The organism is Legionella beliardensis (assembly GCF_900452395.1).
Taxonomy (GTDB): domain Bacteria; phylum Pseudomonadota; class Gammaproteobacteria; order Legionellales; family Legionellaceae; genus Legionella_C; species Legionella_C beliardensis.
Map to the genome: position 1 here is coordinate 2,263,500 of NZ_UGNV01000001.1, position 15,359 is coordinate 2,278,858.

A 15,359-nucleotide genomic window follows, 5' to 3' on the forward strand; every position below is an offset into this window, starting at 1 on the left:
TAACAAGACTAGTCATGCATTACAATTAGAAGACATTGTTTAGCCTTCTTAACAGGCATGAATATGAATGCTTGGATTATTTTCATCCACTTCAAACAGTGGCGGGTATTCGCCTAACTCACATGCTCTGTGCATGTGCTGCCCTAGATCTTGGCAAACAAAGTTATACAATACTTGATAATTATCGATAACAAAGTAAATGCGTTGCAGCATGTCAATCCGATAAGGCGTTCGAAATGCCGCGATGGGATCAAATAAAACACGCAAAGGAATGTCACTTTCTACACTATAAGCCGTTTCACTGATAGATGATAAAATACCGCCGCCATAAGCACGCAAGCCTTTATTGGTTTTAATTAAACCAAACTCTACGGTAAACCAAAATAATCGTTGTAATAAAGGCCATTGTTCTTCAGGAAAAGTTAAAACCTTACGCGCATAATTGCAGATAAAATCAGCATAGATTGGATCAGTTAGCATCGGACAATGACCAAAAATTTCATGAAAAATATCTGGCTCTTTCACATAATCTAATTCTTCCTGACAACGGATAAACGTGGCTGCCGGAAAACGCCTTTCTGCCAATAACTCAAAAAATTCACGTGCTGAAATAAGTGCGGGAACTGCCTGAACTTGCCAGCCGGTTAAATTAATGAGCTTACTACTAATATCAGGAAGTTGCGGTATATGATTTGGTGATAAATCAAGTATCTTTAAACCTTGCAAAAATTCATCACTTGCCCGATTAGGTAAAATAGCCATTTGTCGCTCATACAATTGTTGCCAAATATGATTTTCTTCAGGTGAATACTCAATAAAGCCCTGCGCATTAGGTTGATGCGAAACATACTGACTAACAAAGTTCATATTAGCTCCTGGCGCTCATGGTGATATGGTTATTTATAATTTTATTATACAGCTATGAGGAAGCACATGGTGTAATTATTTTGTCTAAAAATAGATCTTTCTAATGACAATTAACTCATCCACGCCATTATAAAAAAATACGTTACCGATATTCAACCTAAACGAACCCTAACCTATTAAATACAAAGCATTTGTATGAGGTTCATTAAAAAGAATAGTTAAATTATAGCTCTTTCTATAAGAAATCAAGAATTAGGCACAAATTAACACTTGCTACCGATTTCTACGAATGGTGATGGCAGGAATAATTAATTCAACTCCTGTTGTTTTTTTACAATTTAATGGTTAGTCCTTAAAAAAACTTACGCTCTAATCCAGGCGCTTTCAGTTCTTCAACATTCTGCAACGCTTTATTAACTTCTCTAGTAAGCTCTCTATTATTATTTTCACGACAATAGTCCTGAAGACGTTCTAAACAATGACTAGTTTGTTCAAGTAATTCGGATGGGTCATCTTCCGTTTTAATTAAATGATCTACGTCTGCTAGGATGTCATTGATATTTTTATCAGGATTGTGCGTGTTTATTTTTGCTTGCAGGCTTTCTTTGATAAATTTTATGGTTTCACGTTCGTTAGCGGCCATAATTAACTCCAACATCTTATACAACAAGTTTAATTATAGTACAAATAGAAAAATTTAAGCGCCTTTTAAAATTCGCAAGGAATAATCCGCTGATGATAACATCAGCGAGTTACAGAAAATTTTAAGAGAATTTTCTTAGTTGGAAAAGGGAGCTTAAATCATTGGATTTGAATATAAAGCGTGCTCATCTTTAATTTTTTCCAAATCGGTTTTAAACGACTCGCTAGCTGGTTTAAATAAATTGAGCGGTGATTTACCAGTGCAGGCATAGACTAAACCGATGAGAACAAGGCCTGGTAAAATCCCTGTAGCTAAGGTTGCAACAAAGATAGCAAGGCCGGCAATAAAGCGCTTAGTTGAGATATCTTTATTCTGTTCAATGATCGCAATATTAGTAAATGACTTTTTAGGCTCTTTTGTATTCAGTAATTTAAAATACTCTTGGATGGTAGCTTGATTTTTTTCAGAAGCATTTAAAGTACTAAGAAGTGACTCAATAATTCCATGAATTTCTTGATTTTTTCTCGATAAATTCTTTTGATAATCTTGCGTTGCTTTTAATAACTGTTCAATGATTAGTTGACATTCTTCTTGGTTTGCCAGAGCAGAGTCAGATGAATTTGAGTCATCTAAATAATCAGTCATAGGACTAGGCTTATCGGATGGTGCTACAAATGGAGAAGTTACTTCCTTGTTTATTGCATCCTCACCCAAACCTATAATTAACTTATTTTCTATTGCTGGCACTGCTTGTTTTACTTCGTATTTTATCACGCCAGATTGGTCAGTAGCCGTGTTAAGTGCATTTGAGTCGTCTTTTTCTGCAAATTTTATTAAATCATCAGTCCTAGGACTAAGCTTAATAAACGGTGCTATGGAAGAAGTTATTTCTTTCTCCTCTCCTTCTTCGTTTGTCGCATCCTGACTAGAATTTATAGTGAACTCTTTTTCTACTAAGGGTATTGAGGGTACAGGTTTTTCTTCCTGACTTATTATGTCAGAAGTACCAAGACTATCATCAACAATCTCAGTTTGTTCGATTAAAGGAGTAGGATCTTTTATTTCTTGTTCAATAGTTTCATCATGGACTAGATTAGGATTATCACGAAGATAAGCCGATTGATTTTTATTAGTGCTGAGTTCTTGCGCGGCATAGGACTCTTTAGTTAAAGCACATTGCTTTCTAAATTCTGCGCCAATATTTTCTGCAACATAAATTGATGCTTTATCGCCACCATGCCCATCGTAAACGCCTAATAAAAAGGCGGGCGTATCGGCAGTTATCGTTTGAATAGCAACTGTAATGTTGTCACGTGAACCATTTTCCAATGCCTCATTGACTAAGGCTCTTGCTATATCTGCCTCATACAACTGCTTGTTAGTATTTAAAGTTTTTATTAATGTTTCTTGTAAAAATTGTTCATGCGCTTCTTTTGTTTCTTCACTGGCACCATCGGTAAACCCATCACAAGTATTAATCACTTGTACTTTTTTAATAGCCTCGCGATTTACCTTAAATTGGTTTGCCAGGTCATTAATACTGGTCATATCAACTGTAGACTCAGAACAAACGCCAGCTTTTTTAAGACTTTTATCACCAATAGCTCTTGAAACAGCAAGGCTGCCATTTACTCTACCCCAAATAACTGTCCCACCTACTTCTTCAATTCGCTGCTTTTCTTTTGCCTGTGTTGGTTTATGAGTGCCTGAATTTAGACGAACCACACCTAAAAGATTATCATTATCATCATAAACTGCGGCAAACGATGCAGCATCTGCTAGGAGCGCTGTAATTATATTACCTTTTCCATCATAAACTGTGCTTATAGCTGTTGTGCCATCTTCATAGCCTTGCTCTAAAAAGCGCTCATCTAATGTGCAATGGGTTGTCCATAAGCGTTGACCAATCTCTTCAGGTGTTAAAGATTCTACTGATTTATCTAAAATTTCCCAAGCTAAAGCATCTTCTTGTGTGCGGCGACAAGAGGCATTTTGAACTTCGAAATAGCCAAAGGAATGGTTGCTGTCTTGATGGACAATATTCTCTGGGTCTGCGTCAGTGTGCTTTTTTGGGTGAGAGATAACTTTAATTTCTTCAGTCTTAGATTGCATAGTTAATTTCAACTCCTTTAAAAAGGTTAGCCAAGCTATTATTTTTTACATTAATCTTTAATTGTTGCTCCATACATTCCTATGCCTAATTTTTTAAAATAGTGCAATTTAAATAGTTTCTCTAGTATTGTCAAATTAACCAATGCCACCATAAAAAGAGCAGGTAGGCAAATTATAGACAATAGACTGCTTTAATTATTTCTTAATTCGACCAATTTTAGACACCGGAATAAATGTTTCTATTCCTTCTTCTAATTTTCTTTGCTCCCCTTTCCAAGCATGCCCATAAATCACTTCATAGGTTAAGGGAAATTTACCGTTAGCGGTGAGAAAGGATTGATAATTTCTTTGAAAGGCTTGCCAGCTTCCTTTGGCAGTTAATCCTGGATTGCGAGAAGAATTGATATTGCGCACACCTTGATCTTTTAAGCTATGCACTAGTTGCGCTAAATCATTATAATGAACTGTTAAATATTCCATATCAACGACCGGATCTAAAAACCGCTCATTTAATAAACAATCACCAATATCATGCATGTCGATAAAATGATTAGTATGAGCATAGTCATCGACTAAAGACCAGGCTTGTTTTAATTCCTTAAACGTATCAGGGCCGAGCGTAGAAAACATAAAGCAGCCATTTGGTTTCATGACTCGATTTAATTCGCGCATTAAAGGTGATAATGCGTCATGCCAATGAATTACTTGATTGGCAAAGACTAAATCAAATAAACCATCCATAAAGGGTAATGCTGTCATATCCCCATTCACTAAAAACCATTTACGCCAAAAATGTTGTTTGCTTTTAGCTTGCTGTAACATGTCATACGCTAAATCAATGCCAACAATTCTAGCTTTAGGGTATTTTTTCTTTAATAAAGGGGTAAAAATAGCCGGCCCACACCCTAAATCAAGCACGAAGCGCGGGTTAATTTTTAAATAATCTAGACGCTCAAATAAGCGTTTACCTATTTCACATTGAACTTTTGCTGCTTGTTCATAATGCGCAGCATGTTGATTAAAAGCATTGCAAATTTCTTGTTTAGGATTCATCATATCAGCGCTTAAATGGAAGGAAGTCCAACGGTCATGCATCAAAAAATGGCGAGTATAGCACAAGTATTGCGATTAACTGCAGTTTGTGCACTATGCAATCAATATCATCGTGAACAATTTGCTATTTGTAAGCCATGCTTAGAACTAATAAGCCCACTAACTTACGCTTGCTCTATTTGCCGCCTTCCTCTACCCAATAATTCCTTACAGCAATGCGGTTATTGCATTAGGCAAAAACCAGTGTTTGACTACGTATTAGCAGCTTACTCATTTGATGAACCACTAAGAACGTTAATTCATAACTTTAAATATCATCAAGCGCTACATTTAAAATCCTTGCTGGCAAAACTTATGCTCGATGCCTTGCCCACATCGCCCTATCGTCCTGATTGCCTCATACCTATTCCTATGCATCCTAACAGGCTTTATCAACGTGGATTTAATCAAACCGTTGAACTAACTAAATTATTGGCTAAACGACTAGCAATTCCCATGGATTTAAACGTTGTACATAAAAAGATAAATACTTTACCCCAAGCTTCCTTATCAGGGGCACAAAGACGGCGTAATCTCAAATCTTCTTTTATCGCCAAACCTAACCCCTATCAACATGTCACTATTATTGATGATTTAATGACCACAGGCAGCACAGCAAACGAAGTGGCTAGGCTTTTAAAGAAACAACAGATAGAGCACGTTGATATCTGGTGCTTGGCCCGCGCTACAATCTAGGTGGCATATTGGGCAAATATCTAAATTTGCCAGATTAAGTATGTGGTATGATTAAAGCAAGCAACGATTGAATAGACTTAAAAAATTTAAATCCTTTAAGGTAATTATCAATGTCTAAAAATAGCAAAATTCTTGTCATTGGCGCAGGCATAGCTGGCCCTACAATTTGTTATTGGCTAAAAAGATTTGGATTTTCCCCTGTCTTAATTGAGAAATCTGCTTCTATTAGGAAAGGTGGCCAAGCACTTGATATCCGTGGCGTAGCAACTCATATTGCGAGGGAAATGGGTATTTATGATCAAATAGGTACTATGCGCACACGAATAGAACTCGGTCGCTTTGTTGATACAGCAGGCAAGGTGCTGCATGAGGAAAAGGGTGAGAAATTTGGGTTTAGACAAGATGATGAAGTCGAAATTCTTCGTGGTGATTTGGTTGAAATCTTGATGAAAACTATTGCTGATGTGCCATGTTATTTCAATCAATCCATTATTGGCCTGCAGCAGAACGCTAATAACGTTACAGTCAATTTTAAGGATGGCAAGGTTGAAAATTATGACCTAGTGATTGCTGCAGATGGCATTCACTCTGCCACAAGGCGCCTAGTTTTTGATAAAAATGAATATCAGCTAATTCATCTTGGCTCATATCTTAGTACCTTTACTATTCCCAATTACCTGAACTTAAGTCACATAGACTTAGAATGTGAAGCGAATCATAAATTGGTATCAATCAATAGTGATAATAATCCTGAAATAGCAAGAGCAGGATTTATGTTCCGTTCTCAGCATATATTGAAAGATATCCGTAATGAGCAGGAGCAAAAACAATTTCTGTGTGATACTTTTCGCAATTTTGGCTGGGAAGCACAAAATATTTTAAATCGCATGGCTGAAAGCGATGATTTCTATTTTGACGCAATTACCCAGGTAAAAATGACTAGTTGGACCAAAGGTCGAATAGCGCTTGTCGGTGATGCAGGCTATTGCCCTTCTCCATTATCTGGCCAAGGTAATAATTTGGCCTTCGTTGGCGCCTATATCCTAGCAGGAGAACTGAAAGCCGCTCATGGCAATTATAGACAAGCATTTACTCGTTATAATGCCCTACTACGTCCTTTCGTTGATGCCAATCAACAATTTGGTGAATGGGTAAGCAAATCATTTCTTGTGGAAGATAAAATTTCTAAGGAAATTGCAGAAGAACGTGCAAACAAAACCTTAAGTATGATAAAAGCAGTGTCGAATGCGATTACTTTACCTCAATATGAATAATTACATTTAGCTATGTGTGAAATTATTCGATGCTCATCCTTAAGTATTCACAATTTAATATTTTAATTTTTAGCACTGAATTCGCCTTTTAATGTACTAAAAAACGCTGCAAATCGTTGACTATTAACTGCACTAAAAACACACAAAATACAATAAAGGCTAATCGATACATTAAGATTTCTAAGGCAACAGAAATAGGACGGCCACGAATTTTTTCTAATAGCGTTAAGACAATGGAGCCGCCATCTAAACCTGGAATAGGAAATAAATTCACCAAGCCCACGGCCAAACTAAAATTGGCGATAAAATATAAGAAGGTAATAAAACCTTGATTTAAAGAACCGGCAGAAACAGAGATTAAACCAATAGGCCCCAATAAGAGTGAAAAAGAAACAGCGCCAATTAAAACTTGTTTTAGAGTTAAAATTAAAAAGACTAACATCCGCCAACTGGTATTGACCGCATGCTGAATGGCAGTTATTAAAGATTGCGGTGCAACATGTTCTTTATATTGTGCTGATTTCTCGAGCGTGATCCCAAGAAACCCTGCTAGACCCTTAGCTTGCTTATTAAATTTCCCGGATAAATTCAACCTAACCTGCTTAACGGATTGCTTGGCATCGGCTACTGTTGCAGCAACATCCTGCTTTCCTAAATTAACAATTAAAACATTGCCTACTTCTTGCCAGGAATTAGTTGGCCAATTCGCAATACTAAGAAATCGATCTTGGGGCTGTAATCCGGCCTGTGCAGCTATGCTATTAGGCATAACTTCTTTAATTACTGGAATCACCCGTTGATAACCAGCCATATAAAAGATAGTCAAAGCAAGCAGAGCCACTAAAAAATTAGCTAATCCACCAGCTAATAGAATAACGATACGCTGCCAAGCCGGTCGCTTGTCAAAGCAATGAGAATAATCTTTGGGATTTACTTCTTGAATGCGGGAGTTTAATAATTTAACGTAACCACCCAAAGGCCAAGTTGCCCATACCCATTCCTGCCCTTGCCTATCTTTCCAGGAAAAAATAGGCTTACCAAAGCCGATTGAAATACGCTGTATTTTAACCCCAAATAGTTTTGCAGCTAACGCATGCCCTGCCTCGTGCAAGCCTACCACTAAGACGAGTGTTAAAATAATAGCGAGTAAGACCATCAACATAAAAAATCCAAATTAACGAGTATTATCCACTACTAATTGCAACACGGGACGGCGATCTCGTCCAGTATTTAATTCACAACCCTTACGATAGACTTCAAAAGTCCGGTAAACCTGATTAGTTTCACTATCTACTAACTCTACATCGTCGCCTTGATCATCTAGTAGTGTTACTGATAAACGAATTTCGCGAAATTGCGTAATTTGATAATGTTCTTTAAATAAACGCAATACGCTTAATAAGCTTTCGGCAGCTTCTTCATTTGTATGTTTGCCTTGCAAAATAATTTCCATTTGCTGCTCCTTATAAAAGGAATCACTATAATTAGCGGCATCAACCATAATATCTTGAGTAATAATTGCTTCTATTCATCAATTGATAAAATATTTATTAATCCATTGATTAATATAATAAAATTATTATTAGTTACTAAAAGTAACCGTTAAATCTTTAGGATGTCTATAAATGAAAATAGTTTTAGTTTACAATTCATAATTATAGCGTAAACCGTGTAAATATATGGCGTTTGTTGCATGTGGGCTCAACTATAAAACAGCTCCCCTAGATGTTCGTGAAAAAATTGCACTGCCTCCAGCAATGCAAACGGACTTTTTACAAAATTTGATAGCTCAGCCTGCTGTTAATGAAGCAGCGATTTTATCAACCTGTAATCGTACGGAAATTTATTGCGAGACAGATGATCCAGCAAGCCTAGTGCCCTGGTTAGCAAAAGAACATCAAATTGCTGCCTACAATCTCTTACCTTTTTTCTATATGCATCATGGTGAACAAGGGATACGACATACGCTACGCGTTGCCAGTGGCTTAGATTCTATGATGTTAGGAGAGCCACAGATTTTAGGGCAGATGAAACAGGCCTATAAACAAGCCTGTGAAGCCGGTACTATTAAAGCCAATCTACGTTTTATTTTTGAGTACGTTTTTAAAGCAAGTAAACGTGTCAGAACGCATAGTGGAATAGGCGCAAGCCCGATTTCAGTAGCCTACGCCGCAGTACAGCTTATTAGTAAGCTATTTCCAAATTCTAAAACCCTAGACGTCTTTTTAATTGGCTCAGGCGAGATAGCAAGCCTTGTTGCTAAGTACTTACATAAACAAGGAATACATCGCTTTCGTGTAGCAAGCCGTACGCGCGAAAATGCGCAGCTCCTAGCAATGAACTTTAATGGTGAAGCGCTCACTATCGGAGATATTCCAGAGTATTTATCCCAAGCAGATGTGGTTATTTCTGCAACCGCTTGCCCTTTACCTTTTATTAATAAAAGTCTAGTGGAAAATGCATTAACTAAACGCCATCATGCACCGATGTTCTTTTTAGACTTAGCTGTACCACGTGATATCGAACCAGATGTAGGTGATTTACCTGGCGTAAGCTTATGTAATATTGATGATTTACAAAAAATGACTGATGATGGTATGAATGAAAGGCGTTCTGCTGCCTTACAAGCTGAGCAATTAGTTGATTGTGAGCTAGATAACTACATTCGCTGGCACCGCTCATTGCGGGCAAAAGAAGTCATTTGCGATTATCGCAATCGTATGCAATTACTTGCTGAAGAAGAGTTGCGTCGTGCGCAAGGTAGGTTAGCAAACGGCCTTAATCAGGATTTAGTATTACGGGAGTTTTGCGACCGCTTAGTCAATAAATTGACTCACCAACCCACTATTGGATTAAGGCAGGCTGCTTGGGACGGCAAGCAAGAATTGCTTGATCTTACTCATTACTTATTTAATACTTCGAATGACCAATTAATTTTATGAAAAAATCGCTTGAGTTAAAACTGCAACAATTGCTAGAGCGCTTCCAAGAAATAGGACGTCTCTTATCAGAACCAACGATTATTGCTGATCAAACGCAATTTAAGAATTTATCCAAAGAATATGCACAATTAGAACCTGTTGCCAATTCTTATAATACTTATCTACAAGCCAAAAATAACCTTCAATCCCTACAAGAATTGGTAACTAATCCAGATCAAGAATTAGCTAGCATGGCTGCTGAAGAAATCGATGCTGCGACAGCAGAATTAGAAAACCTTGATAACGAATTACAGTGGCATTTAGTACCTAAAGATCCTGATGATTCGCGTAATGTTTACTTAGAAGTGCGCGCTGGTGCTGGTGGTGATGAGGCTGCAATTTTTGCTGGTGATTTGTTTCGTATGTACAGCCGCTATGCTGAAAATCACGGTTGGCAAGTCGAAGTTGTTAGTGCTAACCATGGGGAACATGGTGGTTATAAAGAAATTATTGCTCGAATTTCGGGTAATGCCGTTTACTCACAATTAAAATTTGAATCAGGTGCACATCGAGTGCAACGTGTACCAGCTACGGAATCACAGGGTCGCGTACATACATCAACTTGTACCGTTGCTATTTTACCGGAAGTCGAAGAAATTGATGATATTGACATTAATCCTGATGAGCTACGCATCGATACTTATCGCTCCTCAGGTGCAGGCGGCCAGCATGTTAATAAAACAGATTCCGCAATCCGTATCACTCATTTACCCACTGGATTTGTGGTTGAATGCCAAGACGAACGCTCTCAACATAAAAACCGCGCTAAAGCCATGGCGCTACTCAAAACTCGTCTTCTTGATGCCGAGCAAAGTAAACAACGACAAGAGCAAGCGCAAACAAGGAAACTTCTAGTTGGCTCAGGCGATCGTTCTGAACGTATCAGAACCTATAATTTCCCTCAAGGCCGTTTAACTGATCACCGTATTAATTTAACGCTTTACCAACTTACTGATATTATTGAAGGTGATATATCACCTGTACTTGAAGCACTCAAGCGCGAACATCACGCTGAGTTGCTTGCTGAGCTTGGACGCCATGAGTAATATTAAATATTCCCTTGAGCTTGCGACAAGACAATTAGAAGAATACATCCATGATGGTGCACGCACGGATGCTGAGATTCTATTAGCGCATGTCATAGGTAAGACACGCACGTATATTTATACGCATCCTGAAAAAGAATTAACCAAAGATGAGTTTAAGCTTTTTCAACGTTTAGTTGCCCGCCGCTCACTTGGTGTACCTGTCGCTTATATTATAGGCACACGAGAATTCTGGTCACTACCATTAAAAGTAAATGAAGAAACGCTTATTCCTCGGCCAGAAACAGAGTTACTAGTAGAAATTACCTTAAATTTATTAAATCCTTGCTCTAATGCTCGCATTTTAGACCTAGGTACAGGCAGTGGTGCTATTGCTATTGCGTTAGCTAAAGAAAGACCTGATTGGCAAATTACTGCGTGTGACTGTAGTCAAGGCGCGTTAGAAACGGCGAAGCAAAATACTCAGTTGTTAGAATTACATAATATCCAATTATGTTACTCTAATTGGTTCTCAGAAATTAAAGAACCAAAAACATTTCATGCCATTGTTTCTAATCCACCCTATATCGCTGCCAATGATCCTCATCTCACTTCTGGGGATGCTCGCTTTGAGCCACAGCTTGCTTTAATGGGGGGAGTAAATGGCTTAGGAGCCTTAGAACACATTATTCAGCATAGTCTTGCAAGGCTTGAGCCAAACGGGCTATTATTGATAGAACACGGCTTTGATCAAAAATCTGCAGTTGCGTCTATGCTTAATAATTATGGCTATCAGGATGTGCAATGTTGGCAAGATTTACAAGGACATGACCGAGTTAGTGTAGGAAAACGTCTTAATTAGTTGCTGAACAAGCTAATTTTTGATATACCTAGGCGCCTTTTAATTGTCATGCCCTTGAGCTTGCCTCAGAGCTATAAATGGAAATTTTGACGAAAGTCATCATTGAGCGCAAATTGGATGAAAATGATCTTAAAGGCCACCCTCTGGATGTATACTTTAGAATCATTTTAAACCATTATGCCTCAAATGTTTCCTTTTTGATAGCTTTTGATCAATAATAGGGCGTATATGTGGATAAGTACCAACGTGGGAGGCAATTATGCCAGCGCAATCAGTTAAAACGAAGTTTAAAAGTGACGCGACAGGTAACATGGGAATTCCCTTCTATAAGGAAGCTGAAGGCGAAGAGTACATGAATGAAAAACAGTTAGCACATATTGAAAAAATATTGCTAGCTTGGCGTCAATCCCTCATGGAGGAAGTGGATAGAACTGTATCCCATATGAAGGATGAAGCGGCTAATTTTCCCGATCCATCTGATCGTGCCAGCCAAGAAGAAGAATTTAGCTTAGAGTTACGCACTCGTGATAGAGAACGTAAACTTATTAAGAAAATTGAAGATGCTCTAGAGCGTCTGCGAGATGCTGATTTTGGCTATTGTGAAGCCTGTGGTATTGAAATTGGGTTGCGCCGCTTAGAAGCTCGACCAACTGCAACACTTTGTATAGATTGCAAAACGCTGTCTGAAATTAAAGAAAGACAAAATCAAGGCAGCTAAATCACAAACCTACTCCCCTCATCCCTAGATACCGCGGTTAAGCCGCGGTATCTCGTTTTAAGGATTACCTTTTTTAATTTACTATAGTAAGTGGTTGGCTAAGCCACAAGATTTCAGCATGTAGCCTGGGTGAAACAAAGTGAAACCCGGGTTCCGGCCCTATGGGCCTGCACCCAGGCTACATTTAATTTTCTAAGTCTTTATAATTTGTCTTGTCTGCGAGAATGATTTAAATCTCAGTATAATCTTTCTAAATTTATTGTCTTCTCCGTACATCATTGTTGCGTGTAAGAAAGCCAAGCTAGAAAAAAGAAATCGTTGCAAATCTTTTGCTCGTCTTTGCGAGCGAAGCGAAGCAATCCAGGTCGGATGTGGTAAATAGCACCGATCTGGATTGGTTCACCTTTGACTTCATAAAGGTTCGCAAAGACAGGGTGTTTTAGCAAGGGTCCCAACTATCGTAGCCCGGTTGCTAGCAGCCAGGCTACCAGGTCGCTTTGATCACTTATTCTATCCACACAACAATGCTTCTTCGCAAAGGCGAAGATCTAAGGCTCTCTCACTAGCATGATGCCAATTTAGGCATAGATTCCCTTTTACATGGGAATGACAAGTGTATGGAGCGAATACTGTGGTAGATTTTTATTAGTTTTGCAACATAATTTTCTTAAGCTTAGAAACCCTTATCATCTTTACTCAGCTAAGGTAAGCTTCTTATTAATTTAGCATGGCATCAATTTTATTGAGGTAAAGGTTAACTGTGCCTTTATTCTCATTTAGAATGCGGGTTGCATTATTTATTAATGTTTGACGCTTCCCTTGATCATTATAAAGCTCAACTAGCCTAGCAACTAAGTCATCAGCATTATCAACTAAAATCATAGCATTGGCATTATTCAAGGCATTACAAATCGCTTTAAAATTATGTACATGCTTGCCACTGAAGACGGGAACTTGCATGGCAATAGGCTCAAGCACATTATGTCCCCCTACTGGCACAAAGCTACCGCCAATAAATGCGTAATGGCTTATTTGATAGAAGGTTAATAATTCGCCAATAGAGTCTAAGATTATTACATCCTCATTATTCACTTCGCTGTTTATTTGACTCCTTAGAGTCGTCTTAAACCCCATCTTACGAGATAATTGATAAACTTTTTGAAAGCGTTCTGGATGACGAGGCGCGATTAAAAGTAAAAGATTAGGAATGCGCGCTTTTAAGGTATTTAAGCGTGCTAAAATTTGTTGTTCCTCATCCTCATGGGTGCTTGCTACGATTACCCTTACTCTATTTTTGCCTAAATAGTTATCAAATTCTAATACATGTGGCTTGGGAGGTGGAATTTGTAAATCAAATTTTATATTACCCCCCACCATTACTTTATCAACCTTTGCTCCGAGTTGTTTAAAATGATTGGCATCATCTTGGCTTTGAGCAAGAATACATTGAAACTTATTTAATATCGGTTTAAACAAAAATTTAACCTTTTTATAACCTTGATAAGAACGTTTTGATAAGCGAGCGTTTAATAACAATAATGGTATTGCCTGTTGGCTTGCTATAGTAATCAGATTTGGCCATAATTCTGTTTCCATAATAATGCCAAGACGCGGCCTATTAAAATTAAAGAAACGCTTTAAAGCAAATGGTAAATCATAAGGAATATACCGATGGGTTACCCGCTGTTTAAAATGAGTTTGTATCTTTTCAGCGCCCGTCGGCGTCATGGTGGTGATTAATAATTGTTTCTTCTTTTGTAAAAGCCCTTCTATTAAGGGAATAGCCGCTATCACTTCTCCTAATGACACGGCATGAACCCAAACATCGTAAGTTTGCTTTGTCTTATTACTATACCCAAATCGTTCAGCGATGCGTTGGCGATAGGCAGGTAGTTTTCGTCCTTTCCACCACAGTCTTGCTAATAAATAAGGACTTAAACAATACAATAAAGCTGAGTAAAAACGACGCATAAAAAGTAATCTTAACCAAATTTCTTGATTATAACTGCTATGAAAGTGCTAGTGCTAGCAAAAAAAAAGAGAATTTAGCTATAAAAATTGTTAAAACACAATAAAACTCGTAATTTTTCCAAACACCTGGCAAAATTAAGACTAGAATTAACAAGTGCCCTCATGCTTTATAAAGGACGATTGCTTGGAAGGTTTACTTAGTTAACTCGATAATATAACGATACCGGAACTATGATTGTGAATTTTCGTCAATTCTTTACCACCCATACTTGGTGGGGAAAAATTTTAGGCTGCTTTTTTGGCTACTTAATAGCAGGGCCCCCAGGTGCGCTTTTTGGTATTTTAATCGGCAATTTCTTTGACCGTGGCTTAGCTGCTCATTTCACCAGACCCCATTGGTCTTATTATGATGAAAAGCGCCGATCAGTGCAAAAAATTTTCTTTCAAGCTACTTTTACTGTAATGGGCTATGTCGCTAAAGCCGATGGACGAGTTTCTGAAAACGAAATTCAAATGGCTAGGCAATTAATGAGTGAGATGCGCTTAAGTCGAGAGCAGCAAGTGTTAGCGAAGCGTTTTTTTAATCAAGGCAAAGATAAGCATTTTAATTTAGACACAATGACATCGACGTTACGGAGCGCCTGCCAAGACAATCCGCAGTTGTTAAAATTGTTTATGGACATACAATATCGTTCAGCGCAAGTTGACGGTTTAACTGAGCGAAAAGTTGAAGTATTAGATTCCGTTTTTATACGCCTAGGATTTGCGCCACTGCGTCAGCAATACCGATTTTATGAGGATTTCCATTACCGACGTCACACGCGCTCGTCGTCATCCTCACAGCAACAAAATTCGTCTTATCAAGGCAACTATAATCATCAAACCTCTACTGCACCAAACTCACTAGCACAAGCCTATGCAATTTTAGAAATTAGTTCTTCAGCTACTAAACAAGAGGTTAAAAAAGCCTATCGCCGCCTTATCAGTCAAAACCATCCAGATAAATTAATTGCCCAAGGCTTACCTGAAGAAATGATTAAAATGGCTAATGATAAAACGCAAAAAATTACCAAAGCCTATGAACAAATTTGCACAAGCAAAGGTTGGTAGCCTAAAAC

The 15,359-nt window shown here is 38.0% G+C and carries 14 protein-coding genes; 7 read left to right on the plus strand and 7 right to left on the minus strand.

All coding sequences use genetic code 11. The features are described from left to right. Nucleotides 1-48: 48 nt before the first annotated feature. The 4 genes from phhA to bioC all read right to left on the minus strand — a co-directional run bounded on the left by phhA (nucleotide 49) and on the right by bioC (nucleotide 4,675). On the minus strand, nucleotides 49-867 hold the full coding sequence (gene phhA / locus DYE47_RS10020) for a phenylalanine 4-monooxygenase (protein WP_115303136.1): 819 nt from the start codon (nucleotides 865-867) through the stop codon (nucleotides 49-51). Nucleotides 868-1,219: 352 nt separating this feature from the next. Next, complete coding sequence (locus DYE47_RS10025; RefSeq protein ID WP_115303137.1) at nucleotides 1,220-1,510, minus strand: hypothetical protein; 291 nt, start codon at nucleotides 1,508-1,510, stop codon at nucleotides 1,220-1,222. Nucleotides 1,511-1,663: 153 nt separating this feature from the next. After that, nucleotides 1,664-3,622 (minus strand): PP2C family serine/threonine-protein phosphatase, encoded by a 1,959-nt coding sequence (locus DYE47_RS10030; protein ID WP_115303138.1) that lies wholly within the window; start codon nucleotides 3,620-3,622, stop codon nucleotides 1,664-1,666. Between the two features lie 195 nt (nucleotides 3,623-3,817). Beyond that, nucleotides 3,818-4,675: a malonyl-ACP O-methyltransferase BioC gene (gene bioC, locus DYE47_RS10035; RefSeq protein WP_115304065.1), complete on the minus strand. Its 858-nt coding sequence runs from the start codon at nucleotides 4,673-4,675 to the stop codon at nucleotides 3,818-3,820. A gap of 36 nt (nucleotides 4,676-4,711) precedes the next feature. Between bioC and DYE47_RS10040 the strand changes: the two genes are divergently transcribed. Further along, the gene (locus DYE47_RS10040) at nucleotides 4,712-5,410 is read left to right on the plus strand and encodes a ComF family protein (protein ID WP_242604199.1); all 699 of its coding nucleotides are present in this window, start codon (nucleotides 4,712-4,714) and stop codon (nucleotides 5,408-5,410) included. Nucleotides 5,411-5,520: 110 nt separating this feature from the next. Then, nucleotides 5,521-6,684 (plus strand): tetracycline destructase, encoded by a 1,164-nt coding sequence (locus DYE47_RS10045; RefSeq protein ID WP_115303139.1) that lies wholly within the window; start codon nucleotides 5,521-5,523, stop codon nucleotides 6,682-6,684. 88 nt (nucleotides 6,685-6,772) lie between these two features. Here the strand turns inward: DYE47_RS10045 and DYE47_RS10050 are convergent, their stop codons facing one another. Beyond that, nucleotides 6,773-7,846, minus strand: coding sequence for a M50 family metallopeptidase (locus DYE47_RS10050; protein WP_115303140.1), 1,074 nt, complete (start codon nucleotides 7,844-7,846; stop codon nucleotides 6,773-6,775). Between the two features lie 12 nt (nucleotides 7,847-7,858). Further along, nucleotides 7,859-8,137 carry a hypothetical protein gene (locus tag DYE47_RS10055; RefSeq protein ID WP_115304067.1) on the minus strand — a complete coding sequence of 93 codons (279 nt, stop codon included), beginning with the start codon at nucleotides 8,135-8,137 and terminating at the stop codon, nucleotides 7,859-7,861. 226 nt (nucleotides 8,138-8,363) lie between these two features. Between DYE47_RS10055 and hemA the strand changes: the two genes are divergently transcribed. From hemA to dksA, 4 genes are all read left to right on the plus strand, one after another. Next, a complete protein-coding gene (hemA, locus tag DYE47_RS10060; RefSeq protein WP_115303141.1) occupies nucleotides 8,364-9,626 on the plus strand; it encodes a glutamyl-tRNA reductase in 1,263 nt (420 codons plus the stop codon). Next, the gene (gene prfA, locus DYE47_RS10065) at nucleotides 9,623-10,711 is read left to right on the plus strand and encodes a peptide chain release factor 1 (protein WP_115303142.1); all 1,089 of its coding nucleotides are present in this window, start codon (nucleotides 9,623-9,625) and stop codon (nucleotides 10,709-10,711) included. The genes hemA and prfA overlap by 4 nt, the downstream gene beginning before the upstream one ends. Beyond that, nucleotides 10,704-11,552, plus strand: coding sequence for a peptide chain release factor N(5)-glutamine methyltransferase (gene prmC, locus DYE47_RS10070; RefSeq protein ID WP_115303143.1), 849 nt, complete (start codon nucleotides 10,704-10,706; stop codon nucleotides 11,550-11,552). The genes prfA and prmC overlap by 8 nt, the downstream gene beginning before the upstream one ends. 259 nt (nucleotides 11,553-11,811) lie before the next feature. Next, entirely contained in the window at nucleotides 11,812-12,270 is a 459-nt protein-coding gene (gene dksA / locus DYE47_RS10075; protein WP_115303144.1) for an RNA polymerase-binding protein DksA, read from the plus strand. Nucleotides 12,271-12,987: 717 nt separating this feature from the next. Here the strand turns inward: dksA and waaA are convergent. After that, the gene (gene waaA / locus DYE47_RS10080; RefSeq protein ID WP_115303145.1) at nucleotides 12,988-14,241 is read right to left on the minus strand and encodes a lipid IV(A) 3-deoxy-D-manno-octulosonic acid transferase; all 1,254 of its coding nucleotides are present in this window, start codon (nucleotides 14,239-14,241) and stop codon (nucleotides 12,988-12,990) included. A gap of 237 nt (nucleotides 14,242-14,478) precedes the next feature. Here waaA and djlA point away from each other — a divergent pair, with 237 nt between their 5' ends. Then, nucleotides 14,479-15,351 carry a co-chaperone DjlA gene (gene djlA, locus DYE47_RS10085; protein ID WP_115304068.1) on the plus strand — a complete coding sequence of 291 codons (873 nt, stop codon included), beginning with the start codon at nucleotides 14,479-14,481 and terminating at the stop codon, nucleotides 15,349-15,351. Nucleotides 15,352-15,359 lie beyond the last annotated feature (8 nt).

Coding starts and splice junctions, on each gene's coding strand:
- phhA (WP_115303136.1), bottom strand. CDS start 867: ATGAACTTTGTTAGTCAGTATGTTTCGCATCAACCTAATGCGCAGGGC.
- DYE47_RS10025 (WP_115303137.1), bottom strand. CDS start 1,510: ATGGCCGCTAACGAACGTGAAACCATAAAATTTATCAAAGAAAGCCTG.
- DYE47_RS10030 (WP_115303138.1), bottom strand. CDS start 3,622: ATGCAATCTAAGACTGAAGAAATTAAAGTTATCTCTCACCCAAAAAAG.
- bioC (WP_115304065.1), bottom strand. CDS start 4,675: ATGAATCCTAAACAAGAAATTTGCAATGCTTTTAATCAACATGCTGCG.
- DYE47_RS10040 (WP_242604199.1), top strand. CDS start 4,712: ATGCATCAAAAAATGGCGAGTATAGCACAAGTATTGCGATTAACTGCA.
- DYE47_RS10045 (WP_115303139.1), top strand. CDS start 5,521: ATGTCTAAAAATAGCAAAATTCTTGTCATTGGCGCAGGCATAGCTGGC.
- DYE47_RS10050 (WP_115303140.1), bottom strand. CDS start 7,846: ATGTTGATGGTCTTACTCGCTATTATTTTAACACTCGTCTTAGTGGTA.
- DYE47_RS10055 (WP_115304067.1), bottom strand. CDS start 8,137: ATGGAAATTATTTTGCAAGGCAAACATACAAATGAAGAAGCTGCCGAA.
- hemA (WP_115303141.1), top strand. CDS start 8,364: ATGGCGTTTGTTGCATGTGGGCTCAACTATAAAACAGCTCCCCTAGAT.
- prfA (WP_115303142.1), top strand. CDS start 9,623: ATGAAAAAATCGCTTGAGTTAAAACTGCAACAATTGCTAGAGCGCTTC.
- prmC (WP_115303143.1), top strand. CDS start 10,704: ATGAGTAATATTAAATATTCCCTTGAGCTTGCGACAAGACAATTAGAA.
- dksA (WP_115303144.1), top strand. CDS start 11,812: ATGCCAGCGCAATCAGTTAAAACGAAGTTTAAAAGTGACGCGACAGGT.
- waaA (WP_115303145.1), bottom strand. CDS start 14,241: ATGCGTCGTTTTTACTCAGCTTTATTGTATTGTTTAAGTCCTTATTTA.